Raw genomic sequence first — 24,780 nt, forward strand, 5'->3', positions numbered from 1 at the left:
GACCTTAGCCCCGGTGCTTCAGGGCTTCCCGAACAGTCCTGGCAAACTCCACAGCATGTGCTCCATCTCCGTGCAGACAGAGGGTGTCTGCTTGCAGTTCGATGCGTTCTCCATTCAGGGCAACCACAAAGCCATCTGCGATGTTCAGGGCCTGCTGCAATGCAGCTTCCGTGGACTGGTGCAAGGCCTGCGGGTGGCTTCTGGGGGTCAGGCTGCCCTCTGGCTGATAGGTGCGGTCCAGAAAAGCCTCCTGCCAGACTTTCATGCCGATTTCTTGAGCGGCCTGAATCTGGGCACTTCCAGCCAGACCGTAAAAAACCACATCCTGATGCTGCTCCAGAATGCCGTGCACCGCAGCACGCGCCAGCTTCAGGTCCCTGGCGGTCTGGTTGTAGAGGGCACCATGCAATTTGACATGGTGGAGGGGCAAATCCAGCGGGTTCAGAATGCCCAGCACACCTGCCACCTGAAAAGTCACCAGTTCGTAGACTTCCTGCGGGGTGAGCGGGTGTTCCAGGCGGCCAAAATTTTCACGGTCCAGATGACCGGGGTGGGCTCCAATGTGAACACCATGGTCCAGGCACAGCAGGGCGGTTTCACGCAGCAGGGAGGGGCTTCCGGCGTGAAAGCCGCAGGCAATGTTGGCACTGTCGATCAGTTCAATGAGTTCACGGTCAAAAGCAGCCCCTTCGCCAAGGTCACAATTCAAGTCCAGGATCCGGTCCATGATGCTGTCACTTTATCCTGCCGGTTGTGCTGCTGTGTTTCGGCTGTACAGTTCCAGGGCTTTTTGCAGACGGAACAGTTTCTGTTCATAAGCCTGCAGGGCCTGTTCAGCTTCCATAAAATTCACCACCCTGAAATGGAGCTGCTGTCCAGGGAGCACCTGACCCAGCTTCCACAAATCGGCCTGGATCACCTGAAACATCCTGGGATAACCACCGGTGGTCTGGGCATCGGAAAGCAGGACCAGGGGCTGTCCTCCAGCAGGAAGTTGCACGGTTCCGGGCAGCACGGCCACGCTGAACATCTCAGCGGTTCTGGCAAGCTTCACCGGGTCTCCCTGCAAGCGCAAACCCATGCGGTCTGCCTGGGCGGTCACCCGAAAAACCTGTTGCAGTTCAGGCAGGTCTTCCCATTCTGGACCCCTCAGCACCCGGATCGAAAGCACCGCTGGGAAGGGTTTGACCGGGACAAACCTTTTGAAGTTGCTGCCTGCAGTTGCACTTCTGGCCTGCAACACCATGCCTGCCTCCAGAGCAGCGGGTCCCAGACGGCTGTTCTGATGGGTGCTGCTGCTGCCCAGAACTTCTGGCACCTCCAGTCCTCCCTGAAAAGCAACATAAGCCCTGGCCCCCAGAGAGGTGTATTGCAACTCCAGCACATCTCCGGCCTGCAGGTGCAATGCCCGCTGACCCACCACAACCTGCCCATTGTGCGATGCCCTGAGTCCCAGACCTGCCAGGGCCACACAGCCTGCAGTGAGGGCCTGCAGCCTGAGTCCCCCCAGAGCCGCCTCCAGGGTGGCATTTTCAGGTGGATTGCCCAGCAAAAGGTTGGCCAGTTGCTGGCTGTAAGAATCCACTGCTCCCGCTGGAGACACCCCATATTGCCGATGCCCCCAGCGTCCTCTGTCCTGAATGAGGGTCTTGACTCCTGCTTTTAAAACCTGCATGCGAAGAAAGTCCATGGTGTGCAGTTCAGTTTGCCTGAAGAAATCTCCCCGGAGATGAGTCAGGTCCTGCTGGTTTTCTGGCTTTCTGGTCTTTCGGGTTCGTTTGCAACAAAAAGCGATTTTGCTGCTGCCGTCATCACAACAGACCCCACAAAAAAGTTCATAATAAGAAAAATGTGAAAGGGGAGGAAGAAAATGAAACACCATTTGTGGCTGGGTCTGGGAATTTTGTTGCTGGTGGCCTGTACACCCAAAACACCCGAAGTGACGGGAACCAAAATCAAAGGCAGTGAAGGGGGCACCGTCAAAGCAGACAATCCTGATGACGGTGAGTTGAACATTGACAAGGGTTCCCTGGTCAAAGATGCCATCATTTCGGTGGGCAAAACCACCCCACCTGCAGCCCCCGCCGACTCTGGGATCGAGGGTGGATTCACGGCCCTGTGGGTCAAAAGCACTGGAATCAGCGTGAAGCCCCAACCCGGCAAACAGGAAATTGAGTTGCCCTGCAATTCTGGCATTCGCCTGAAAATCACCTTCCCGGCCAACACCCCGGCAGAAAAAGCCAATTTGCTGGAGATGTTCCAGATCACCAGACAAGATGGGGCAGTCTTCTGGCAAGCCCTGCCTTCCAAAGTCAACATGGCCAGCCATTATGTGGTGGGTTGCCTGAATGGCCTTCCCGAAGGAGAATCCGTGTACACCCTGGGGGTTTACAACAGGCTCAGAATGGCCGGGGGCACCTCTCAGGAAGTGGTCAAGGTGGATGGTCAGCTGTTGCAGAAGTCCTACACAGCCTTCAGAACAAAATATGTGGCTCCACCCCAGATTGCCCAGCAGGCCATTGTGGTGCTGCCCAAGATTGAAATCATGGGTCCAGCAGGCTGGAACAACAACCAGCCCTTCACCTACACCCTGAATCCTGCCCAGACCTCGGCCCTGACCTTCTCTGCACCCACTCCGCCCGTCAGTGGGGATTACCATTACAGCTACAACAATGGGCAGAGAACCTACATGGGGACCTTCCAGATCAACAAAGATCTGGTGCTGGCCCGTCCCAGCAACCTGCAGTTGACCCCCAACTTTGGTGAAACAGATGCAACCTTCACCATCAACTGGACTGCACCTGCCGGAGCAGATCTGGCCACCCAGCAAGCCACGGTTTCCCTGCTGAACAGCTCTGACACCACCCCACTGGACACCAAGAGTGGACCTTCTCCTCTGGTGTTGACCGTGAACAATTTCAGTTTCTCAGACACCTATGCTTTCTGCATCCTGGCCTGGAGCAAAAATCCCCTGACCACCCCCTTCCCTGAACAGGTGAATGAAGCCCGCAATTGCATTCCTTTCAGCAACAACACCCTGACATCAAAATTGCAATAAATCACACTGCAACCATCAATTGTAACAGAATTGCAATAAACTTTGCCCTCTCCATATACCTTAACGGTTGCCTCCTGTAAGTGACGACAGGAGGCAATTTATTGTTGATGGTGTCAAAATGGAGAGTATGGCAGTTTTTGATGGCATGATCCACATGATGCACCTGGAGGAAGCCCGGACAGGGCAAGATCCCGTCCAATGGCTTGAGGCCGCTCTGGAGGTCAGCCGGACTTCCCTCTCAACAGGAGCCAGTGAAGAGGGTTTGCGATTTGCCCATACCATTGTCAATCATGCCAGAGAGCAAAATTCCAATGTCCATCTGATCAGTGCACTCAACAACCTGGGAACTTTTCTTTTTTTGAACAGTGACCCCTATGATTCACTTAATGTTGTCCTTGAAGCAAAATTTTTAATTGACACCCATCAGATTTTCCAAGAGAAGGGTAGAAATTTAAATCTTCTGGGCGGAATTTATCAATTGCTCAGCAGTCTGGATCTGGCATATGCTTCTTATGAAGAATCCCTGTCCATTGCCAGAGCCAACAACGATCAGATTTCTGAAGCAAGAACCCTGAACAACATGGCCCTTCTTCTGCAACAACAGAAAAAATACAGCGAATCCCTGTCTCTGTATCAGCAAGCAGAGGGCATCTGGCGATCCACCCAGAATGATCTGGAGTTGTGCAAAACCTTGCTCAACAAGATCAGCTTGCATTTACAGAAAGATGATGAATACACCGCTTCTCTCAGTACAGAAATCGAACAGAGCATGCTGGAAGTGCGCCAGATTCTCAAAGACCATGATGCCAAACATCTTTACATCGCCCTCTTGCAATCCGAAGCCCACCACGAAAAAAACCTTGGCCACCTCGAAAAGGCAGAAAAAATTTCTGAGGAAGCCTTATACCTCGCCACCGATTATCACCACGTTGAGCTCGAAGCACACACCTATCTGATTCTGGGAAACATCTACCACAAAAAGAACAAAGATGAAACCGCGCTGGACTACTTCACCAAAGCCAGAAACATCTTTGCTGACCTGAATTACAAGGACAACCGTCTGGATGTCCTGACCCTGATGGTGGTGAGCCTCAAACGCCTGGGTCGTTTTGAAGAAGCCCTGCAATACCACGAGGAAATGTACCAGTTGGACCGGGAAATCCGCAACGAGGCCACCAGCAAACAACTGGAAATGCTGGCCTTTCAACGCAAACTGGAGCAAAGCCAGCACGAAGCTGAACTGGAAAAGATTCGCAACGAAGAACTGGAATCGCTGGTGCAGGAACGCACTGCAGAACTCGAATCCGCTTACCTGGAGATGCTGGAACGTCTGGCCATCGCAGCAGAATTCCGGGACACCGACACGGGAGAACACACCGTGCGGGTGGGGGAACGTGCTGCAGAGGTGGCCCGCGAACTGAACATGCCAGAAGAACGGGTGCGCACGCTGCGTCTGGCTGCCCGCCTGCATGATGTGGGCAAAATTGCCATCTCAGACACCATTTTACATAAACCGGGCAAACTCACCGAAGACGAATACCTCACCATGAAGGCCCACACCCTGGCCGGAGCCAAGATGCTCTCCGAGGCCCGCTCAGAACTGATTCGCATGGCAGAAATGATTGCCCTGACCCATCACGAGAAATGGGATGGCACAGGCTATCCCAATGGGCTCAGTGGCGAAGACATCCCTCTGGAAGGGCGCATTGTGGCTGTGGTGGATGTGCTGGATGCCCTGACCAGCCTGAGGCCTTACAAGAAAGCCTGGAGCATGGACGAAGCCCTGGCTGAAATTGAGAAGCAAGCAGGGGTGCATTTTGATCCCCAGGTGGTGCAGGCCCTGATGAACATTTACCGCCGCTGAGCTCCTCTGGCTGGCGGGCACTGTGCAGAACGCAGGGTTGTGTGACACAAAGCCATGTAGACTGAAACCGTGAAGTTCAGTGAAGGCATTGAGTGGTCCATCCATTGTGTGGCTGTGCTGGCCGGAATTCCCAGCGGAGCCACCCTGAGCAATGCCTCGCTGGCAGAGTACCACGGGGTGTCAGAAAGCTATCTGGTCAAACACCTGAAAGCCCTGGTCAAGGCAGGAATTCTGGAGTCGGTTCCGGGTCCCAGAGGAGGCTTCAGGATTGCCCGTCTGCCTGCAGAAATCACTTTGCTGCAGATTCTGGAGGCCATTGAAGGCAGAGAACCCATGTTCCAGTGTGAGGAAATCCGGGGACGCTTTCCAGGTTGCCCACAGCAGTCATTTTCCAAACCCTGTTCCATCCATGCCGCCATGCTGAAAGCCGAACTGGAGTGGCGCAAATCCCTGCAAGGGACGACCATTCAGGACATCAATGCCCAGGTGAAATCCTCCCCGGAGCGCCAGCAGGCCGATGAAATCTGGATGCAGAAACACCTGCGCTTGCCTGTGGGGCAGGCAGCGGTGAAATCTTGAGGGTCAAATCAGAAGAGAGGGAGGCAAATGCCTCCCTCTCTTCACCCAGGTGAATGTGCTGAAATGTGCTGGCTTCAGGCCAGCTGGGGCAGGGCAGCGTGCATGCCCACCAGGTTGACCAGCCGGTTCCAGCCGTTGATGGACACGTTGATCAGGCCCAGTTCCATGATCTGCTGGGGGGTGAACTGCACGGCCAATTCCTGACGTGTGGCTTCTGAGAGGCCTTTTTCGGGCAGGAAAGCCAGTTCTTCCGCCATCTTGAGGGCGGCTTTTTCAGCCCCTGTAAAATGGGGGACTTCCATGAAGGCCGTGATCAGGGCCAGCCGCTCTGGGCTTTGCCCCAGTTTGAGGGCTTCCTGGGTGTGCATGTCGATGCACAGAGAGCACCCATTGATGATGGACACCCGCAATTTCACCAGGGTGCGGATCAGGGCACTGATGGAAGTGCTTTTGCAGTAGTCTTCCAGCTGGCTCATGGCGGCATAGGCTTCGGGGTGGGTGTGGGTCAGGCTGAGGGGGTTGGTCATGGATCCTCCTGATGGGACTGTGCTGATGGGATTTTGAAAAGGCAAAGCCGTGGATGCTGGACATCCAACTTGCTCAAATCAAGGATATCATATATCCAGGATATTTTTTATCTTTGATTCTTCAAAACCAGCAAAAAGCTGCCCGAGCAAAGCCAGGCAGCCAGATTCAAGCTGTTTAACGGACCAGTTTTTCCAGGTGTGTCCTGCGGAAATGGGCCACCTTGGGCGCAATCACCGCACGGCAATACCCCTGACCGGGATTGTTGAGGTAGAAATTCTGGTGGTGGTCCTCTGCTTTGTAGAACACTTCCAGAGGCTTCACTTCTGTCACGATGGATTGATCAAAAAGACCCAGTTCATTCAGGTGCCGGATGACTTCCCCCGCCACCTCCTGCTGGTCCTCGTTGTGGTACAGGATGATCGAACGGTATTGGGAGCCCACATCTGCACCCTGACGGTTGGGGGTGGTGGGATCGTGAATGCTGAAAAAAACCTCCAGCAACTCCCGGTAAGTCACCTCGGCAGGATCGTAAGTGATGTTCACCACCTCGGCATGGCCTGTGGTTTCGGCGCACACCTCCTTGTAAGTGGGATCTTCGGTGAAGCCCCCGCTGTACCCGGACTCCACATGCAGCACCCCTCTGATCTGCTGAAAGACTGCTTCCAAACACCAAAAACAACCGCCACCCAGTGTGGCGTAATGCATGGGTTGCAACATCCCCGCCCTCCCTTCAGAGACACATACGGAACCTCCCTGCAGGCAGGTTCAATGGTCATTGTACGCCCTTTGAAAAACAGAATTGTGGGATTTAAGCTGCTGTCACTCAGGGATTTTCCAGCAGCCGATTTGCACAAAACGTATCATGAGGCCCATGGAATACCCACCAGAGTTCTTTTCCTGCGCCCTTTGCCCCCGACTCAAACTCTGGCGGGAGCAGGTGGCCCAGGACAAACGCAAAGCCTACCAGGACGAAGTGTACTGGGGAAAACCCGTTCCCGGATTCGGAGCTCCAGACGCCCACATCTTGCTGATGGGTCTGGCACCAGGGGCACACGGCTCAAACCGCACTGGACGCATGTTCACTGGAGATGCCAGCGGAAACTTCCTGTATCCTGCCCTGTTCCGGGTGGGCCTGAGCAACCAGCCCCACTCTGTGCACAAAAACGATGGCCTGGAGCTGTTTGATGTGTTCATCTCTGGAGTGGCCCGCTGTGTTCCGCCAGACAACAAACCCACCCCGGAAGAGTTGCGCACCTGCCAGACCTGGCTGAAGTTCGATCTGGACCGCCTGCAAAACCGCAAGGTGACGGTGGCCCTTGGAACCATTGGGCATGAGTATTTCCTGCGGGCACTGGGACTGAAACCCTCGATCTATCCTTTCAAGCATGGGGCTGAGCATGCATTGCCAGATGGCACTTTCTTGCTGGACTCCTACCACGTCAGCCAGCAGAACACCGCCACAGGTCGCCTGACCGCAGAGATGTTCGATGCAGTGCTGGAACGGGCGAAAGTGCTGGCCAGAGGGCAATGAAAAACCGCCATCATCTAAGTGAAAACCCCTAACCCAAATGTCAGGTTCTGGAGAGAAGCAGGCTTTAGACTTTTAAACAAGGAGTCAACATGGAACTTGCTGCCCAGCTGGAAGCTTTTGCAAAACAGATCCCATCCCGACTGGCCCACATTCAGGGAGAAGAAGCGACCAAACAGGCCCTGATTCTTCCTTTTCTGGGCTTACTGGGTTATGACGTTTACAATCCCACCGAAGTCAGACCTGAATATGCAGCAGATTTTGCGACCAAAAAACGGGGGCAATTTGAAAAAGTCGATTATGCCATTTGTATCAATGGCGAAGTCTCCATGCTCATCGAAGCCAAAGCCCACAACCAGAAAACCGAAATTTACAGTGGCCAATTGGCCCGGTATTTCAATTCCACGACAACGGCCAGGGTGGCCATTGTCACCAACGGGACAGAATACCGTTTCTTCACCGATCTTAAAGAAAAAAACATCATGGACAGTGATGCATTCATGGTTTTCAATGTGCTGGATCACGACAGCAGTGACCTGGAGCTTTTGCAGCGTTTCACCCGGGCCCAATATCAGGCAGCTTCCATCAGCACACTGGCCGAAGAAGTGATGTGTTTGCAGAACATCACCACCTACATTTACAACCAGTTGCAAAATCCCTCTGAAGGTTTTGTGCGATTTGTAGTGGATGAATTGGGTTTGCGCCAGCGCATCACCACCCGGGTGGTGGAAAGATACACCCCCATCCTGCGCACTGCCATTCAAAACGCTCTGGCAGAAATCCAGCATGCAACAGAGCAGCCTGTGCTGGTTTCACCTGCTCTTCCCGCAACTCCAACCCGCTCTTCCAGCCTGCCAAAACGCTCTCGGGCTGAAACACCCAGCACGGAGCCTGTCCGTCCTTCTCTGTCGGAAGACGAGATTGCCGTTCTGGACAGCATTTGTGAAATCCTACAGTGTGAACTGCACCCTCAGAAAGACGAAGAGTGTGTGGTGATTGCCCATCCATCTGGTCAGGGCTGGGCTTTGCGTTACAACACCGTGCATCCCAAACCCCACATCGTTTTCAATCTGCCTCTGGATGCAGCGAGGGCCATTGCCAGCCATGTGTTCTTTTTCGGTCATCCCCTGGGCACCAAAGCCAATTTTTCAGCCTTGAGTGATCTTTATGCCCTGCGAGAGGTGATCCATGAAGCATATCGAACCTGAAACCTGCCCATCCTGCACCACCCATAAAATAAACATCACCTCCACCCAGCAAGGCCTTTTGCAGTAAAGTCCTGATTAACCCAGGCGCTCCTGAAGGCTGCATGGCCCGGAGCATCCTCATTCGCCCTTTGCTCTGTTTTTAAGAGGTGAGTTGTGTACGAAAAATTTGATGTGGTGGTCCATCCCGTGTCCGAACTGCGGGGTGTTTTGACCGCACAGCCCAGCAAGAATTACACCACCCGTTACCTGATTGCGGCGGCCCTCTCTGGCACGGAAACCCTGGTGAAAGGGGTCGCCACCAGCGAGGACAGCCACGCCCTGCAGGAGTGCCTGAAAACCTGGGGTGCAGCATTGACCCCCGAAGGCCGGGACATGCGGGTGAAAGGCTTTGGCAGCACCCCTCTGGACCAGCAGACCCTCAATCCACACAATGCTGGAGCGGTGGCCCGTTTCCTGATGGCCCTGGCAGGACTGACCTCCCACACAAAGTTCATCACCGATTACCCGGACAGCCTGGGAAAACGGCCCCACGGCGACCTTTTGAAGGCCCTGGAAAGCCTGGGGGCAAAAACCACCTCCCAGGACGGCAAACTGCCCATCGAAATCTGGGGAAATCTGCAGGGCGGCAAGGTGTCCATCAGTGCCCAGCTGTCCAGCCAGTACACCTCGGGTCTGATTTTTCTGGCTCCTTTGCTTCCTGAAGGGCTGGAAATCACCCTGCTGGGAGACATCAAGAGCCCTGGTCCCCTGAAGCAGACCATCGAAACCCTGAGGGTCTTTGGGGTGAAGGTGGAACATGCCGATGACCTGCGCACCATCACCATCCCTGGAGGACAGCAGTACCATGCCCCTGAAGTGACGGTGCCTGGAGATTACCCGGGCAGCAGTGCCTTGCTGAGCGCCGCTGCAGTGATGCCTGGAGAAGTGGTGGTCCACAACCTGCGCGAAAACGACCTGCAAGGGGAACGCCTGAGCATTGATGTGCTGAAAAGCATGGGGGCAGACATCACCCGTGATGGCAGCACCGTGACTGTGCGCGGCGGCAAACCCCTGCATGCCGTGGTCACCGACGGAGATCTGTTCACAGACGCTGTGCAGGCCCTCAGTGCCTCTGCTGCCAGTGCCTCTGGCCAGACCACCTGGGAGAACGTGTACACCCTGCGCCTCAAGGAATGCGACCGCATCTCGGACACACGGGCTGAACTGCTGAAACTTGGCATTGAGGCCAGTGAGACCGAGGACAGCCTGAGCATCGTGGGCAAGGAGCAGATTGAGGGAGGCATTGTGCTGGACGGTCACGGAGACCACCGCATGATCATGATGCTTTCCATCCTGGGAATGCGGGCCAGCAAACCCATCACCATCACGGGTGCCCATCACATCCGCAAGAGTTACCCGGAGTTCTTCCAGCACATGCAGGGCCTCGGGGCAAAGTTTGATTTCATTGAGCTTTAAATCCTGAGAAAAACCGCCTGGAAACACATGTCCGGGCGGTTTTTTGTTGAGATTCAGAACAGAATGGCGTCCTGCATCCCCATTTTCCTGAGGTTTTCCAGCCACACGCCCCGCTTTTCTCCGGTCTGCATGTCGATCAGGTCATCGAGGGGGTGCAGCAGCAGTTCTCCTTTTGTGAAATGCACGCTTTCTCCGGGGCGTGCGTCGATGTGCCAGCCGGTGTTGAACAGACCCACCGCGATCAGAAAACGCACCACCAGCCAGGGGTAGGTGTCGTCCTGGGGGGCCCTGGGATGACGCATGCTTTCAAAGAGCCTGAAGCGTCTGGCATCGTCCAGAAGCTGGAAAGCAATCTGTTCCAGGGTCTGGTTTGACAGCAGGTGGCGGTGGGGTTCGCTGAATTCCCGCCAGAACGGCACCCACACCCGTTCTCCCACGGTGTTCCAGTCAATGTCCTTCAGTTTGCTGAAGGCCTCCTGACCACCCAGAAATTTCAGCAATTGCAGCTCCTGGGTTTCGGGTGCCGTCAGCAGGGAGATGGCACTCTGGCCCTGCTGATGCTGTCCCTGAATTTTCAGTTTGCTCAGGGCTTCAATGCGTTTTTGCATGCTGGGGTGGGTTTGCAGGGCGTGTTCCTGTTCGTTGCTCTCTTCGTAGTGGTTTTTCCAGAGCTGCTGGATTTTTTCAACGTCCAGGTAAGCATAATACCCATGCATGATGGGAGGTTTGTAACCAGAGTTCAGCACGGGCACCACTTCGCTGCTCCAGTAGTGGTCAAAGCTGCCTCCCAGGTGGCCCACCTTTTGCAGGGCTGCGGTCATGGTGCTGGGACTGGTGTGCTGGGCGGCAAAACGGTCTGCCTGATACTCCTGCTGTCTGGAAATGCCGTGGGTGAGCTTCAGGTACATGTTGCCGTAAGCAATGAAAATCTTGCCAATGAAGTTGTCAGACATGTTCTGCACGGTGCGGAAGAGGGCTGCACGGGTCTGGTAAATAAAGGCCCCCAGACGGGTGTCTCCCCCATGGTAGTGGCCATATTCATGGGCCAGCACAGCCCGAAATTCCTGTTCACTCAGCATGTGCATCAGGGGCAGACCGATGGCCATGCGGCGCTTGCGAAACAGCCCAAAAAAGCCGATGTTTTCTTGCACCCAGGCATTGTTTTCAAAAATCAGGTACACCTCGTCAGGCATGTTCTGGCCGGTTTTCTGGCTGAGGTCCTGCAGCACCTTCTTCAAGGGAGGGTGCTGGTCCAGATTCAATTTCAGACCCGGAGCCTGGAAGCGTTCAAATCTGGGCAGAATGCTCCAGATGATGATGCCTCCTCCAATGAAAGACAGGAGGTAAAGTTTGATCAGACCGATGTGAAAAGAATGGGACCACAGGGTCACGAATACAGGCAAACCCAGCAAAAAAATGCCAAGGCCCAGGGCAAGCACATAAAAACCAATCATCAATACCAGCGCCAACAAGGCACGAGAAAGCAGGGTTTGATTCATATTCAGCCCATCATACAATCCAGAAACACGCCGCTGGATGAGTCATGTGGCTGATTTTGCTTGTTTCTCTGCATTTTCACTGCAAAGACAGCTGGGCCTTTTGCAGCAGGACGCTGACCTGGCCTCACAATTTGTGTGCCAATGCATAATTTGTACTTGGTATAAAGTGATATCATTTCGATATAGGAGGGGTTATGGAAAGCAGAGAAAACCGTTTGATCAGCCTGCCCGGAGGCCTGATGTTTCTGGTCAACCTGGCCATTTTTGGGTTCGGCATTTATTGTTTCGCGCAGGAAAACAGGGATTTCGCCTTGTGGGGACTGCTGCTGATGGTGCTGGGCTTTTTCGTGCTGTTCGGGAATTACATTGTGCAGCCCAACCAGGCAGTGGTGGCCACCCTGTTTGGCCGTTACGTGGGCACCAACCGGGTGAACGGGTGGTACTGGACCAACCCCTTCACCAGCCGCAAAAGCATCTCTCTGCGGATCCGCAACTTCAACAGCGAGCGCCTGAAAGTCAACGATCTGCAGGGCAACCCCATTGAAATTGCTGCTGTGATTGTCTGGCGGGTGGTGGAATCTGCCCGGGCCAGCTTCGATGTGGAAAACTACAAGGATTTCGTGGCCATCCAGAGCGAAACCGCCCTGCGCCATCTGGCTTCCCGCTACCCTTACGATGACCACGATGCTGCAGGCCTGTCTTTGAGGGGCAATGCAGACGAAGTGGTCAAAACCCTCACAGATGAGCTGCAAGCCCGTCTGGCAGCTGCTGGAGTGGAAATTCTGGAAGCCCGCCTCTCCCACCTGGCCTATTCACCTGAAATTGCCCAGGCCATGCTGCAACGCCAGCAGGCCAGTGCCATTCTGGCCGCCCGCCAGATCATTGTGGAAGGTGCAGTGGGCATGGTGCAAATGGCCCTGCAGAAACTGTCTGAGCAGCAAATTGTGGAGCTTGATGAAGAACGCAAAGCCCAGATGGTCTCCAACCTGCTGGTGGTGCTCACCTCCGAGCGCAGCACCCAGCCTGTCATCAACGCTGGAAGCCTGTATTGAGATGGGGGTCTGCAGCACAGGTCAGGAGGTGATGCCCTTTGGGCCGCAAGAATTTCCCTCTGCGCATCCAACTTGAGCTTTTCGATGTGCTGGAGCGCTGGGCCAGCGATGAGTTTCGCAGTGTCAACAGCCAGATCGAGTACCTCTTGATGGAAGCTGCCCGCAAATCGGGTCGTCTGAAACTTAAGGGTTCTAAAGAAACCAAAGAATCTTTTGATCTTGAAGATGAGACATCCTGAACGGGTGTCTTTTCTTCTGTGGGGCAAACTTTGGGTGTCTCCAGGGGTCATTGAAACATGAGGACCAGAACATTTTACTCATTTTTTATTTAATGAAGGAGCTTTGTGAAAAATTTTTCATTTTACTTGAAGAACGTTAAATATCCCCTCTCACACAACTCTTTTATGCATCAGAACACTCTTTTCCGTCTTTTACACAACAATTACAGGGTTGCCTTGCTGACCAATATCTGTTAGAATTTGTCTATGGGTCATTTGTATACAATCGCTATCTGCAGAAATCTGCAAATGACCACCGAGAATCTTCAAACCATCTAGCAAACCGCAGCCCGAACGCAACGTCTGGGCTGTTTTTGTGTTGGAACAATGCCCCTCCTCCTTTACAGGGGCATCAGGAAAGGGTGTTAGTGTGAAAAAGTACCTTTACAATACAGGTGACCGCGTCGTGCTGCCCCCCTACGGTGTTGGAGTGGTCAGCGGCATCTCCACCAAGTGTGTTGCCAACGCCACCTGCTCCTACTACCAGGTGGAATTCCCCAACGGAACCTCCAAGGCTTACGTGCCCGTCGAGTCTGCCGCCAACCTGCGCCCCGCCCTCAATGAGCAGGATGTTCCCGAGATCCTCAACCGCCTGACCCAGGGCCGCTACGCCCTGCCCCGTCAATGGTCTGCCCGCCACCGCAAGGTGACCGACATTCTGGCCACCGGCAACCCCTTCGAAATCGCCACCCTGGCCGCAGAACTGCGCCGCTGGAATGTGGAACGCGGCCTGCCTGATCTGGACCGCCAGGCCTTCCGCAAAGCCCTGAAACTGATCGGACAGGAAATCTCCGAGCTGGCCACCGATGGCGTGGAAACCATCCGTGACATCATTCAGGAAGAACTGCAAAACGACGCCAACTGAACCCACAAAGACTTTCTACCCCCGACAACCCTGTTGGGGGTTTGTTTTGGTGATTTGCTCAGGAGCCAGATATAGGCTGATCGGCGTGGTTTTGCTGCCCCACTTCTATACTGATGGCATGCTCAAGGAGCTCTTCTCTCAGGCCCGCATCGCAAGCCGCACCCTGGCCCAGGCGAACCGCAATCAGGCTTTAAATGCCATCAAAAAACACCTTGCCCTCCACACCCCTGAAATCCTCAAAGAGAACAGGCTGGATGTGGAAAACGAACGCCAGAAAGGCACCAGTGCCGCGCTGGTGGACCGCCTCACCCTCACCGAAAAACGCATGGAAGGCATGCTGGAAGCCATCGATCAGGTGGTGGCCTTGCCTGACCCGGTGGGCCGCGTGCTGGAAGGCTGGAGACACCCCCAGGGCATGCAGATGGAGAAAGTCACCGTGCCTTTCGGGGTGATCGGGATGATTTACGAATCCCGGCCCAATGTCACTGTAGATGCGGCCATCCTCTGCCTGAAAGCCGGAAGTGCAGTGATCCTGCGCGGCAGCAGCAATGCCCTGAACTCCAACCGTGCCCTGGTCAAAGCCATGCGTGCTGGCCTGAAAGAAGCGGGCCTCAACGAGAACGCGATTTCCCTGATTGACTCCACAGACCGATCCAGCGTGACCGAACTGCTGACCGCCCGTGGTCTGGTGGATCTGGTGATTCCCCGTGGAGGCGCAGGCCTGATCAACCACGTGGTGCAAAACGCCAAAGTGCCCGTGATTGAAACCGGGGTGGGAAACTGTCACCTGTACGTGCACCGGGACGCAGACCTGGGCAGTGCCTTGAAGATCCTGATGAATGGCAAAACCCAGCGTCCTGGCGTATGCAATGCCCTGGAAACCCTGCTGATCGACCAGGAGATTGCCAGTGCCTTCGTGCCTGTGGCGGTCAAAGCCCTCAGGGATGCAGGCGTGGAAGTGCGCGGGGATGAGGACACCCAGATGTACGCTCCTGGCGTGGTTCCTGCCACTGCAGAAGACTGGGACACCGAATTTCTGGATCTGATCCTCGCGGTCAAGGTGGTGAAAGGGCTGGATGCAGCCATAGAGCACATCAACACCCACGGATCTCAGCACAGTGAGGCCATTGTCACCAGCAGCCTGAAAACCGCAGAACAATTCCAGAACAGGGTGGATGCCGCTGCTGTTTATGTGAACGCCTCCACACGCTTCACAGATGGCTTTGAATTTGGGTTTGGGGCGGAAATTGGGATTTCCACCCAGAAAATGCACGCCCGTGGTCCCATGGGACTGCGTGAAATGGTGACGGTGCAGTACCGCATTCGGGGTGAGGGGCAGATCCGATGAAACGCAGAATCGTCCTGAAAATTGGCTCCAGCAGCCTCACGGACGAAGCTGGACGCATTGAACCTGAACGGCTGCAGGCCATAGCAGATGCTTTTCTTGCCCTGGACGCAGAAGTTTGCCTGGTGTCTTCCGGGGCCGTGGCTGCCGGGTGTGGCCTCTTGAATGTCCCCAGACCCCGCACCCTTCCCGAAAAACAGGCGCTGGCTGCGGTGGGTCAGGCGGCCCTGATGCAGGAATGGGCCAAAGTCTTTGCTCCCAGAGCGGTGGCCCAGATCCTGTTGAGTGCGGGAGACATCCAGGACCGCAAGCGCTTTGTGAACGCCAAACACGCGCTGGAAGCGGCTTTCAAACTCGGGGTGGTCCCCATCATCAATGAGAATGACACAGTGGCCACGCAGGAATTGCGCCTCGGAGACAACGACACCCTCAGTGCCTGGGTGGCCTACCTGTGTGAAGCCACTGAACTGATCCTGCTCACCGATGTGGAAGGCCTTTACACCGCCAACCCACGCGTGGACCCCACCGCCCAGAGGTTGTCTCTGGTGGAAAACGTGGCCGAAGTGCTGCATCTGGCAGGTGGAGCAGGCTCCTCCAGAGGCACCGGAGGCATGCAAACCAAGCTCAAAGCCGCCCAGATCGCCTCAGAAGCCGGAATTGACACCCTGATTGTTGGGGGTGGAGGGGCAGGTTTGAAAGCCTTCTTTGGGGGCGCAGACACCGGAACCCGCATCAAAGCCCAGAAACACACCGCACGCAGAGGCTGGATTCTGCACCAGCCCAGCAAAGGTTCCCTCTACGTGGACGCTGGAGCAGAAAAAGCCCTGAGAAGCGGCAAGAGCCTGTTGCCCAGAGGCATCACCGGACTGGCCGGAGAATTCCAGTACGGAGAAATCGTGCGTCTAGAAGGCGAACACGGCCCCATCGGGCAGGGCATTGTGAATTACGCCGCCCATGAAGTCCAGCGCATCTTCAGACGCCACACCGAAGAAATCGAAGAAATCCTGGGGTACAAGGATTTTGATGAGGTGGTGCACCGGAACCATCTGGCGCTTTATTGAGGAGAAAGGACCAAAGGTCCCTTCTCCTGCCGAGGGCATCCACAAAGCTTTTGCAAGGGCTTTTTTACTGCTTGAAGACCCTCACTGTTCAGAGCGCAATGCTCTCGGCTCTCGGCCATCGGCCTCTCTCCACCATCAAAAACCCCATCAAAATCCTCCGCTACTTTGACACACTTCTTTTGACACTTCTTTTGACGCTTCTTTCACAGCCCCTTTTGCATACTGAAGTCACTTCAAGGGAGTGGCATGCAAAACGTGCCAGAGGAGGAAGTGCATGACGGTCAACATTCAAACCAAACTGAGCACCGGGATTCTGGGGGGACTGGCAGGGGGCGTGGTGTTCGGGTTCATCATGCAGGCACAGGGGCTCTTGCCGATCATTGCGCGGCTGATTGGGTCGGATTCGGCCTTTGTGGGGTACATCGTGCACATGCTGATTGCTGCATTCATCGGGGCGGTTTTCGGGATGGTGTACGGTCCTGCCCAGACGCTGGGGGTGGCCCTCAGAAGCGGCTGCATTTACGGCCTGATCTGGTGGGTGCTGGGACCACAGGTGATCATGCCGATCTGGCTGGGATTGCCCATGCCAGACACGTTTGGTGGCTGGATTGACCGTGCACTTTCTGCTGGGCTGCTCTGGAGTTTGTTCGGGCACCTGCTGTATGGCATGGTGAGCTCCGTGCTGGGGCAGGTGCTGCAGGGTCTGGTCAGTGGACTTTTTCTGGGCTTCAAAGAGCGAGCACAGGCCTGAAAGGGGTTTGAGCCATGAAACATAAAGTCAGACGCACCTGTGAGCACTGCCAGCAGGCCTGGACTGCAGACCTGGACTTCGAAGCCAAACTCACCCGTGAAATTGTGCGGGGTTCCCCCAGGGCCAGCCGTGCAGACCTTTTCAGCCTGGACCTGGGTCAGGCCATCCAGCAGCGCATCAGAGCCCAGGTGGTGGATGTGGCACTGGGCGATTCCATGGCCGCTCAGGAACTCAAACTGGCCCGCACTTGCCCCAGTTGCCGCACTTACCTGCGTTACCGGGAAGTCCAGCTTTCTGAGAAGGACCTGGCAGGGCTACTGAATCCTGTTCAGGCCCAGCCCCAGGCACAGGTGGGGGTGCTGGCTGCCCTTTCAGAGTTTGACCGCCTCCTGGATTTGCTGGCAAATGACCAGATCACCCCACAGGAGTTCACCAAGCGCAGACAGAAGATCATGTCTTTTTAGTGCGTTTTTCAGAAGGACAGACAGGAAGTGGATGTCGCAAGAAGTCAACAGTTCACAGTTCACAGCGGGCTTTTTTGCCCCATCCACTTCACAGAAAATTGCCTTCAACATCTGAACTTGCTGCAAAGGCCTGGAAAACCCCAGGCTTTTTTTGTGATTTTTTTGCACTCAGTTCAGTCAAAGTGCTGTTGAACTTTCTGCTGAACTTTTTGCCCGGCACTTTCCGTACTTCACACCAAGGAGGAGATCATGCAGCAGAAACACAACGTTCAGGAAAGAGTCAGTGCTGGAGCCCTGGGGGGTCTGGCAGGTGGAGTGGCTTTTGGTTTCATCATGCACTGGCAGGGGGTGTTGCCCGTGGTGGCGAAACTGGTGGGGGCAGACACCGTGCTGGTGGGTTACATCGTGCACATGGTGATCTCTGCCATCATCGGGGCCATTTTCGGCCTGCTGTACGGACCTGCCCAGACTGTGGCCACAGCGCTGAAAACCGGAACGTTGTACGGCGTGATCTGGTGGTTTTTAGGGCCACAGATCATTCTGCCCATCTGGCTGGGCATGCCCCTGCCAGACAGTTTTGCTGCATGGGTGCACAATGCTTTCTTCACCTGGTTGATCTGGAGTCTGGTGGGCCACATTCTGTATGGCATCATCAGTGCGCTGCTGGGACAGATCCTGCAGGGTGTGGTGGGAGGCCTCTTCCTGGGTCTCAGGGAACGCGCCAGAGCCTGAATTTTCACCATCAAAACCGTGTTCTGAAGCCGCTCACCCCCCGATCAGGGGGGTTTCTGCTGTTGCAGCACGGGCCTCTTCAGCGGAGAAATTCTGTCTGAAGGTGAAAGCCTGGGGGGTGGGGCCGTGTTTTCTGAGGTGTTCCAGACGGTCTCTGGCTTCAAAAACTGTGGGAAGATGATTGTCTTCGATCCACCAGAGCACCATGTAAGCTTCTTTCATGTGCTCGAACCACTGCTTGCGGTCTTTCATGACCTGCACGTGGTCGCTTTTGTACGTGTAGTTTTTCAGGGATTCCAGGTCGCTCCAGACGCTCATGTTCACAATGATCATCTCGTCTTCGTAAGGGCGCAGGCTGGTGGCGTCGTTGCCCTCTCCGGTCAGCCGCCAGACAAAGCCCGGGGTGCTTTCTGCAAGGGCATTGATTTCATCGAGTCTGGAAACAAAACCAGCAAGTTGTGGGCTGTCAATGGGGGCCAGCAAACGGCCAATGTTCACCTGGGCGAGTTGCATGCTTCAACATAACAATTTTTGATGAGATGTGGGATTTGACACCAAAACAGGGAAAGCCCTGAGCCATATCCCTTTTGGAAATCTGGACCAGGGCTTCAAGAGGTCTTGCCTGGATCAGGAAGGAAGTTCTACTGCGGCCTGCACTTCAATGGAAGGGTTTCCCTGTTTGAAGGCAGCCACGTAAGCCACCACTTCTCCTCCGGCCCGTTCGGTCAGTTTGGCCAGGGCCACCTGGGTGCTGCCTGTCACCACCACATCCCCGATCACCACCACTTTTTTGCCTTTCAGTTTTTCGGCCTGGCGCTGGTCCAGCCAGAGGGTTTCATTGACCCCCAGGGTCATGCTGTCCACAGCCTGGATCAGGGGGTCTTGCATGTAAGTGCGGCGGCGTTTGCGGGCTGCAGCGTAGGGTTTCTTGATGCGTTCTGCAATGGCATGGGTGAGGGGCACCCCACTGACGGTGCTGGTCAGCAGCACATCAAATTTTCTGGGAAGCAGTTTGACCATTTCATCTGCAATGGCATTGGTCAGTTCCCAGTCACCCACCAGTTCCACAATGGGAAGGGTGGAGTTGGCATTGACACGGACATAGGGAAATTCTCGGGTGACATTCCCGATGCTCAGGGAGTAGTTGGGCATGGCTTTACTATAACCCGTGTTTAGACAACTGCAAGCCAGGTTCAATTGGATCCAATTTATAGCGGTAAAAAATCCCTGATTCGCCCCACAAAAAGTCGGGGAGCCCTGTGGACTCCCCTGAAGCAGGCGACGAATTGTAAGTTCAAGTGTTCTGATGTGGGTCTTGAAGACCTTGAGAAGTGTTGTGGTTCAGGTGTTGTTTCTGTCAGAAGGGTTATCTAAAGACGCGCAGGGCACGCAGGACCCAGATCAGGATCACAGCGCCCAGAATGCCCCAGAAAATCCCGGCCAGGGAGAAAGCACCAGCAGTGGTGGCTCCACCGATGTGCAGCACGTCAGCGAAAATCCAGCGTCCCAGTGCAGCACCGATGATCCCCACCAGAATGTTGGCAATCGCGCCCTGCTGGGCGTCGGTCCGCATCACGAGGCTTGCCAGCCAGCCAATCAGGGCACCTACCAAAATAGCAATGATCCAATCCATAGTGATTACCTCCTCTAAGTAACTGCTGCAGATCTTTAATTGTAAGATTTGTTATCTTGTTCTTTTCGACAAGATCACCTTACACATAACCCTGCTTCTGTCTTGAGTCGATCTCTCGCAGTTCTGAGTTTAGAATAGCAATCTTCTCTGAAAAACAATGCTCATTTTACTAAAGATCCCCTAAATTCTCTCACAAAAGGCATTTACACTGCACACATCCAGCTTCCTTGCATTAAATCAGCGAACAACTGAAGCCAAACTGAAAGCAGATGAGACAAATCCACCCCTCATGCTTTAAGCTCAGGAGAGGAGACAGCATGCAACGAATACTCACCATTGACGACGACCCGAGTTTGAGAAGCTTCCTGCGTCGCGGTCTAACTTACGAAGGTTTTCAGGTGCAGGTGGCCGCCTCTGGCGACGAAGGCCTCAAACTGATCCGCCAGCAGGCCCCCAACCTGGTGATTCTGGACGTGATGATGCCCGGCATGGACGGCTTTCAGGTGCTGCGTGAACTCAGGGGCTCCCACCCCAAACTTCCCGTGATCATGCTGACCGCCAAAGACGAAGAAGGCTCCCAGGTGCAGGGCCTCAATGAAGGCGCAGACGATTATGTGGTCAAACCCATCAGCCTGGATGTGCTGCTGGCCCGCATCCGCGCAGTGCTGCGCAGACAGGGACTGCAGGTTTCACAGGTGCTGAAATTCCAGGACCTCACCATGGACCTGCAATCGTTCAGCGTCAAACGCGTGGACCGCACCGTTCCCCTCACCAACCTGGAATTCAAATTGCTGCAGGAGTTCATGGAGCAACCCGAACGGGTGATGAGCAAGAGCTACCTGCTCTCCCGGGTGTGGGGCAACCACAGCACCGCAGACCTGAACCTGGTCGAGGTCTACATCAAGCAACTCAGGCAGAAACTGGAAGCCAACGGCGAACAGCGCCTGATCCACACCATCCGTCACGTTGGCTACGTGATGCGCACCGTCTGAAAACATCTGGCCCCTGTTCTGCAGGATTCTGTCGGATTTCACACCATTTCAGGACATCTCTAAGGGGAGAAAGGAGGTTTTTCCTTTCTCCTTTTCTTTTTTCGGGTTAAGCTAAAGGCATGTGTTCTTTCCGTGACCGTCCTGATCTGCCCGTGTCTTTCCTCCGGGACCTTCAACAGGTAAGCTGAAACCATGGACATGGAAGGTCAACTCTGGGTGTTCAGGCAGCAGGAGGTCCTGCAGTACAGCCTGAGCTGGCTCAGGTGGTGGGCAGACAACCCCACCATCCTGACCCACACCGATCTGATGTCCTGGCACACCTTGCTGTCTGCTGGGCAACTGGCCGTGGAACAGGACCGTCCGGTGAGTTTTCCCATGCTGCTGCAACTTCCAGGAGGCGGCAGGTGGGTGCAGTGCCGGGCCAGACGCCTGAATGAAACCGACTGGGAGGTGCTCAGCAAACTGGCCCCGGCAGGCGTGATGGACACAGCCTACAGTGTGCTGTACCACGCTCCAGTGGGTCTGGGGGTGCTGGACAAAGCCCTGAACCCCATCGAGACCAATCCCCGTCTGGAACAGATGCTGGTGATCCTGCGCACCGACACCGGAGCCCAGTACACCTTCAGAACCTCCTGTGAGCGCACCCTCAACACCCGGCAGGACCAGCAGACCATCTTGCACCTCTCGGACCTGACCCTCACCATCAAAACCTTTCCGGTTCCCCTCCCTGAACTGCATGTGGGGGTGAGCATTCAGGATGTCACCGACCAGTTGCGCACCGCCTCTGCCCTGCAGGAATCCCGCCAGAGTTTCCGCAGGCTGCTGGAAAACATCACCGACGCCGTGTTTGCCGTGGACCGGGAGCACAAATTTGTGTACCTGAATCCCCCGGTGGAAAAGCTGCTGGGCCGCTCAGGATCCGACATGATGGGCCGTCATTTGTGGACCGAATTCCCAGATCTGGCCGCGCATCCCATCTTCGGTCAGTACCAGCGCTCTCCCGACCACACCGAGAAAGTGGCCTTTGAAATGCACTTTGTGCAGCAGAACGTCTGGATGGAAGTGCGGGCCCACCCTTCCCGTGAAGGCCTGATCGTGTTCTTTCAGGATGTCACCGAACGCCACCTCGCAGATGCCCGCCTCAGACAGAGTGAGGAACGTTTCCGCAGCCTCTCCGAATCCAACCTGACCGGGGTGGTGTTCAGCCGCACCAATGGCAAACTGATCTACATCAACGATGCTTTCTGCCGCATCACCGGATATTCCCGCGAAGAGCTTTTCTTCATGGACTGGAACGAGCTCACCCCTGTGGAATGGGAAGGCGTGGAAGCCGAGGCCAGAGAACACCTCACCCTGTATGGCAGCATGCAGCCCTACCAGAAGGAGTTCTTCCACAAATCAGGAGACCGCATCCCGGTGATGGTCAGCCCCACCCGTTTCACCGTGCAGGGCGAAGAACACTACGCAGCTTTCATTCTGGACCTCACCGAGATCAAACGCACCGAACAGGCCCTGAGGGACAGTGAATCCCGCCTGCGCGGCATGATCGAGGTGCAAAAACGCTTTGTCTCGGATGCCAGCCACGAACTGCGTGCGCCCCTGACCGCCATTCAGGGCAACATCGAACTGCTCAAGAAATACCCCCGCATGCCTGCCGAGGACAAGCAGGAAGCCCTGGACGAAGCACAAAGAGAAGCCCAGCGTCTGGGCCGCCTGGTGTCTGATCTGCTGGCCCTGGCCCGCAGCGACGCTGGAGCACAACTGCGCCTGGGCATCGTGCGTCTGAAACCCCTGATCATGCAGGCCTGGAGCGAAGCGCACCACCTGCTGAGAGGGCAACGCCTGATCCTCAGCGAAATCGATGACATCGAACTCGAAGGCAATGCAGACCGCCTGAAACAGCTGCTGGTGATTTTGCTGGACAATGCCATCAAATACACCCTGGAAGACGGCAAGGTGGACCTCAGCCTGACCCGCAACCAGGCCCATGCCATCCTGAAGGTCAAAGACACCGGCATTGGCATTGCTGCAGAAGACCTGCCCCGGGTGTTTGACCGTTTCTACCGTGCAGACCCCTCCAGAACCCGCGATCAGGAAGATCCAGGCGGTTCAGGACTCGGGCTGTCCATTGCCCACTGGATTGTGGAACAACACAAGGGCCACATCCGCCTGGAAAGCCAGCTGGGGGTGGGCACCACCGTGATTGTGGAATTGCCCCTGTCGGTGCATCAGGAATCTGTGCGGGCCTGACCTGTCTCCGCCTGCCAATCCCAACTTCAAGCCCCTTTGCAACCTCCCTCGAAGGGTAAAATGGGCTCCATGCTTGAGCTTGGTTACAGTTTCTGTCCCAATGACACTTTCATCTTCTATGCCCTGACCCACGGCAGAATTCACACCCCCCAGCCTGTGCAGGAAGTGCTGGAGGATGTGGAGACCCTCAACCAGTGGGCCCTGCAAAGCAGATTGCAGATCACCAAAATCAGTTATCGGGCCTATGCAGAGGTGCGTGACCAGTACGTGGCCCTGCGTGCTGGAGGAGCACTGGGACGGGGGGTTGGCCCCTTGATTGTCAGCAAAACGGCCCTGCAAAACCTGAACGGCAAAACCATCGCCTCTCCGGGAGCCCTCACCACAGCAGAAAGCCTGCTGAAACTTTACGCCCCGGAAGCCCGCATCGTGCGCAAAAGGTACGACCAGATCATGCCTGCAGTGCAATCGGGCGAGATTGATGCTGGCCTGATCATCCATGAGAGCCGTTTCACCTATCCGGATTACGGCCTGCAAAAACACCTGGACCTGGGCGCATGGTGGGAGGAGAAAACCGGTCTTCCCCTCCCCCTCGGAGCCATTCTGGTGCGTCGGGATCTGCCACTGGACCTTCAAAAGCAGCTCAATCAGGCGGTGCGCAGCAGTCTGGAATACGCCTATGTCCATCCCCAGGAACCCAGAGCCTACATCCGGCAACACGCCCTGGAAATGAGCGATCAGGTGATGCAGGCCCACATTGATCTGTACGTCAATCCTTTTTCGCTGGATGTGGGCGAAGATGGAGAAAAAGCCGTGCGTGAACTGTTTGGCAGACTGGAAAAGGCGGGGATCATTCAGAAGTCGGATTTGCCGTTGTTCGTGGGGTAGACCCCACCACGAGCTACGCTCGGTCCTCCCCTACAGAGGGGAGGACATCCCTCCTTGACCTTCGCTGCTGCTTTCAGCAGATCCTCTCCCTGAGGGAGAGGAAAGCGAAGCGCAAGCAAGCGAGGTGAGGGTCAAAAAGCAACCCCTTCCAGAACATCTCTGCAGGCTTTCAGGGCCAGGGGGATGTTCCAGCTTTCCCGGTCTCTGGGGCCAACCATGTTGCTGATGCCGCGCACTTCCAGCACGGGGAGGTCCAGCCTCAGGCCTGCCAGGGCAACACCTGCCCCTTCCATGCCTTCGGTGAGGGCTTCTGGGTAGCAGTTCTGCAGTTTTTCCAGGGTGTGTTTTGTGCCTGTCACGGTGTCCAGGGTCAGCATTTCTCCGGTCTGCACCCCCAACCGCTGGGCCAGATCCTGTGCACCTTCCCAGACAGGAAGCTGGTTGAACAGTTCTCCCTGTAGGGGGAATCCCAGGGCACGCAAATCCAGAAAGCCTCCATCGTGGTTTTCGGCTCCCACACAGGCGTAAGTGATCTGGCTGGACAGGGCCACATCTCCAATGTTGAGGCCCTTGCCCGGAAAAGCTCCAGCAATTCCAGCATTGATGATGAGGTCTGGTCTGGATGCACCAGCAGCTTGCAGGGTGGTGAGGGCAGCATTGACGGCTCCAATGCCGCTGACGGCAACTTCCAGGCCCAGTGCCCCAAAAAACAGGGCTTCTCCTTCGGTGGCAACAATGAGCAGGATCTGCATG

Annotated in this window: 26 protein-coding genes; 17 read left to right on the forward strand and 9 right to left on the reverse strand. The window is 55.4% G+C overall.

The genetic code is table 11. From position 1 onward, the window contains the following. Positions 1–4 precede the first annotated feature (4 nt). Both IEY52_RS03775 and IEY52_RS03780 read right to left on the reverse strand, forming a co-directional pair. Positions 5–727: a 5-oxoprolinase subunit PxpA gene (locus IEY52_RS03775; RefSeq protein ID WP_189000083.1), complete on the reverse strand. Its 723-nt coding sequence runs from the start codon at positions 725–727 to the stop codon at positions 5–7. A gap of 12 nt (positions 728–739) precedes the next feature. Next, a complete protein-coding gene (locus tag IEY52_RS03780) occupies positions 740–1,690 on the reverse strand; it encodes a 5-oxoprolinase subunit C family protein (protein ID WP_189000086.1) in 951 nt (316 codons plus the stop codon). 180 nt (positions 1,691–1,870) lie between these two features. On the opposite strand from IEY52_RS03780, the gene IEY52_RS03785 reads away from it, so the two are divergent. From IEY52_RS03785 to IEY52_RS03795, 3 genes are all read left to right on the forward strand, one after another. Beyond that, positions 1,871–3,058 carry a hypothetical protein gene (locus IEY52_RS03785; RefSeq protein WP_189000089.1) on the forward strand — a complete coding sequence of 396 codons (1,188 nt, stop codon included), beginning with the start codon at positions 1,871–1,873 and terminating at the stop codon, positions 3,056–3,058. 157 nt (positions 3,059–3,215) lie between these two features. After that, a complete protein-coding gene (locus IEY52_RS03790; protein ID WP_268239709.1) occupies positions 3,216–4,922 on the forward strand; it encodes an HD domain-containing phosphohydrolase in 1,707 nt (568 codons plus the stop codon). A gap of 69 nt (positions 4,923–4,991) precedes the next feature. Further along, positions 4,992–5,501, forward strand: coding sequence for an RrF2 family transcriptional regulator (locus IEY52_RS03795; protein ID WP_189000092.1), 510 nt, complete (start codon positions 4,992–4,994; stop codon positions 5,499–5,501). A 74-nt stretch (positions 5,502–5,575) separates the two neighbouring features. On the opposite strand, the gene IEY52_RS03800 is transcribed toward IEY52_RS03795, so the two are convergent. Further along, positions 5,576–6,028 carry a carboxymuconolactone decarboxylase family protein gene (locus IEY52_RS03800; RefSeq protein WP_189000095.1) on the reverse strand — a complete coding sequence of 151 codons (453 nt, stop codon included), beginning with the start codon at positions 6,026–6,028 and terminating at the stop codon, positions 5,576–5,578. Positions 6,029–6,203: 175 nt separating this feature from the next. Continuing rightward, a complete protein-coding gene (msrA, locus tag IEY52_RS03805) occupies positions 6,204–6,746 on the reverse strand; it encodes a peptide-methionine (S)-S-oxide reductase MsrA (protein ID WP_189000098.1) in 543 nt (180 codons plus the stop codon). Positions 6,747–6,900: 154 nt separating this feature from the next. Between msrA and IEY52_RS03810 the strand changes: the two genes are divergently transcribed. The 3 genes from IEY52_RS03810 (at position 6,901) to aroA (ending at position 10,220) form a co-directional block, all read left to right on the forward strand. Continuing rightward, positions 6,901–7,560, forward strand: a complete 660-nt coding sequence (locus IEY52_RS03810) for a uracil-DNA glycosylase (protein ID WP_229684628.1) — start codon at positions 6,901–6,903, stop codon at positions 7,558–7,560. Between the two features lie 89 nt (positions 7,561–7,649). Continuing rightward, positions 7,650–8,765 (forward strand): type I restriction endonuclease, encoded by a 1,116-nt coding sequence (locus tag IEY52_RS03815; protein ID WP_189000105.1) that lies wholly within the window; start codon positions 7,650–7,652, stop codon positions 8,763–8,765. Between the two features lie 153 nt (positions 8,766–8,918). Then, a complete protein-coding gene (gene aroA, locus IEY52_RS03820) occupies positions 8,919–10,220 on the forward strand; it encodes a 3-phosphoshikimate 1-carboxyvinyltransferase (protein ID WP_229684629.1) in 1,302 nt (433 codons plus the stop codon). Positions 10,221–10,273: 53 nt separating this feature from the next. On the opposite strand, the gene IEY52_RS03825 is transcribed toward aroA, so the two are convergent. Continuing rightward, on the reverse strand, positions 10,274–11,719 hold the full coding sequence (locus IEY52_RS03825; protein WP_189000109.1) for a M48 family metallopeptidase: 1,446 nt from the start codon (positions 11,717–11,719) through the stop codon (positions 10,274–10,276). A gap of 194 nt (positions 11,720–11,913) precedes the next feature. Between IEY52_RS03825 and IEY52_RS03830 the strand changes: the two genes are divergently transcribed. The 8 genes from IEY52_RS03830 to IEY52_RS03865 all read left to right on the forward strand — a co-directional run bounded on the left by IEY52_RS03830 (position 11,914) and on the right by IEY52_RS03865 (position 18,267). Next, positions 11,914–12,771 (forward strand): SPFH domain-containing protein, encoded by an 858-nt coding sequence (locus tag IEY52_RS03830; RefSeq protein WP_189000111.1) that lies wholly within the window; start codon positions 11,914–11,916, stop codon positions 12,769–12,771. A gap of 38 nt (positions 12,772–12,809) precedes the next feature. Further along, positions 12,810–13,010 carry a type II toxin-antitoxin system antitoxin gene (locus IEY52_RS03835; RefSeq protein WP_189000114.1) on the forward strand — a complete coding sequence of 67 codons (201 nt, stop codon included), beginning with the start codon at positions 12,810–12,812 and terminating at the stop codon, positions 13,008–13,010. Between the two features lie 409 nt (positions 13,011–13,419). Further along, entirely contained in the window at positions 13,420–13,914 is a 495-nt protein-coding gene (locus IEY52_RS03840) for a CarD family transcriptional regulator (RefSeq protein ID WP_189000117.1), read from the forward strand. Positions 13,915–14,032: 118 nt separating this feature from the next. After that, positions 14,033–15,262, forward strand: a complete 1,230-nt coding sequence (locus IEY52_RS03845) for a glutamate-5-semialdehyde dehydrogenase (protein ID WP_189000120.1) — start codon at positions 14,033–14,035, stop codon at positions 15,260–15,262. Beyond that, positions 15,259–16,320, forward strand: coding sequence for a glutamate 5-kinase (gene proB / locus IEY52_RS03850; RefSeq protein ID WP_189000123.1), 1,062 nt, complete (start codon positions 15,259–15,261; stop codon positions 16,318–16,320). Before IEY52_RS03845 ends, proB begins: the two co-directional genes overlap by 4 nt. A gap of 274 nt (positions 16,321–16,594) precedes the next feature. Beyond that, positions 16,595–17,071 carry a hypothetical protein gene (locus IEY52_RS03855; RefSeq protein ID WP_189000127.1) on the forward strand — a complete coding sequence of 159 codons (477 nt, stop codon included), beginning with the start codon at positions 16,595–16,597 and terminating at the stop codon, positions 17,069–17,071. A gap of 14 nt (positions 17,072–17,085) precedes the next feature. Next, positions 17,086–17,535, forward strand: coding sequence for a hypothetical protein (locus IEY52_RS03860; protein ID WP_189000130.1), 450 nt, complete (start codon positions 17,086–17,088; stop codon positions 17,533–17,535). A gap of 249 nt (positions 17,536–17,784) precedes the next feature. After that, positions 17,785–18,267, forward strand: a complete 483-nt coding sequence (locus IEY52_RS03865) for a hypothetical protein (RefSeq protein ID WP_189000133.1) — start codon at positions 17,785–17,787, stop codon at positions 18,265–18,267. A gap of 33 nt (positions 18,268–18,300) precedes the next feature. Here the strand turns inward: IEY52_RS03865 and IEY52_RS03870 are convergent, their stop codons facing one another. The 3 genes from IEY52_RS03870 to IEY52_RS03880 form a co-directional block, all read right to left on the reverse strand. Then, positions 18,301–18,780: a DUF3291 domain-containing protein gene (locus tag IEY52_RS03870; protein WP_189000136.1), complete on the reverse strand. Its 480-nt coding sequence runs from the start codon at positions 18,778–18,780 to the stop codon at positions 18,301–18,303. 114 nt (positions 18,781–18,894) lie between these two features. Beyond that, complete coding sequence (locus tag IEY52_RS03875; RefSeq protein WP_189000139.1) at positions 18,895–19,419, reverse strand: phosphoribosyltransferase family protein; 525 nt, start codon at positions 19,417–19,419, stop codon at positions 18,895–18,897. 214 nt (positions 19,420–19,633) lie between these two features. Next, positions 19,634–19,900 (reverse strand): GlsB/YeaQ/YmgE family stress response membrane protein, encoded by a 267-nt coding sequence (locus IEY52_RS03880; RefSeq protein WP_189000145.1) that lies wholly within the window; start codon positions 19,898–19,900, stop codon positions 19,634–19,636. A 317-nt stretch (positions 19,901–20,217) separates the two neighbouring features. Here IEY52_RS03880 and IEY52_RS03885 point away from each other — a divergent pair, with 317 nt between their 5' ends. The 3 genes from IEY52_RS03885 to IEY52_RS03895 all read left to right on the forward strand — a co-directional run bounded on the left by IEY52_RS03885 (position 20,218) and on the right by IEY52_RS03895 (position 24,027). Beyond that, on the forward strand, positions 20,218–20,892 hold the full coding sequence (locus tag IEY52_RS03885; protein ID WP_189000148.1) for a response regulator transcription factor: 675 nt from the start codon (positions 20,218–20,220) through the stop codon (positions 20,890–20,892). A gap of 192 nt (positions 20,893–21,084) precedes the next feature. Next, positions 21,085–23,142 (forward strand): PAS domain-containing sensor histidine kinase, encoded by a 2,058-nt coding sequence (locus IEY52_RS03890; RefSeq protein WP_189000151.1) that lies wholly within the window; start codon positions 21,085–21,087, stop codon positions 23,140–23,142. A 60-nt stretch (positions 23,143–23,202) separates the two neighbouring features. Beyond that, the gene (locus IEY52_RS03895) at positions 23,203–24,027 is read left to right on the forward strand and encodes a menaquinone biosynthesis family protein (protein WP_189000153.1); all 825 of its coding nucleotides are present in this window, start codon (positions 23,203–23,205) and stop codon (positions 24,025–24,027) included. A gap of 131 nt (positions 24,028–24,158) precedes the next feature. Here the strand turns inward: IEY52_RS03895 and mqnB are convergent, their stop codons facing one another. Beyond that, complete coding sequence (gene mqnB, locus IEY52_RS03900) at positions 24,159–24,779, reverse strand: futalosine hydrolase (RefSeq protein ID WP_189000155.1); 621 nt, start codon at positions 24,777–24,779, stop codon at positions 24,159–24,161. Between the last annotated feature and the right edge of the window lies 1 nt (position 24,780).

The sequence above is a fragment of the Deinococcus roseus genome, assembly GCF_014646895.1.
Classification (GTDB): Bacteria; Deinococcota; Deinococci; order Deinococcales; family Deinococcaceae; genus Deinococcus_C; species Deinococcus_C roseus.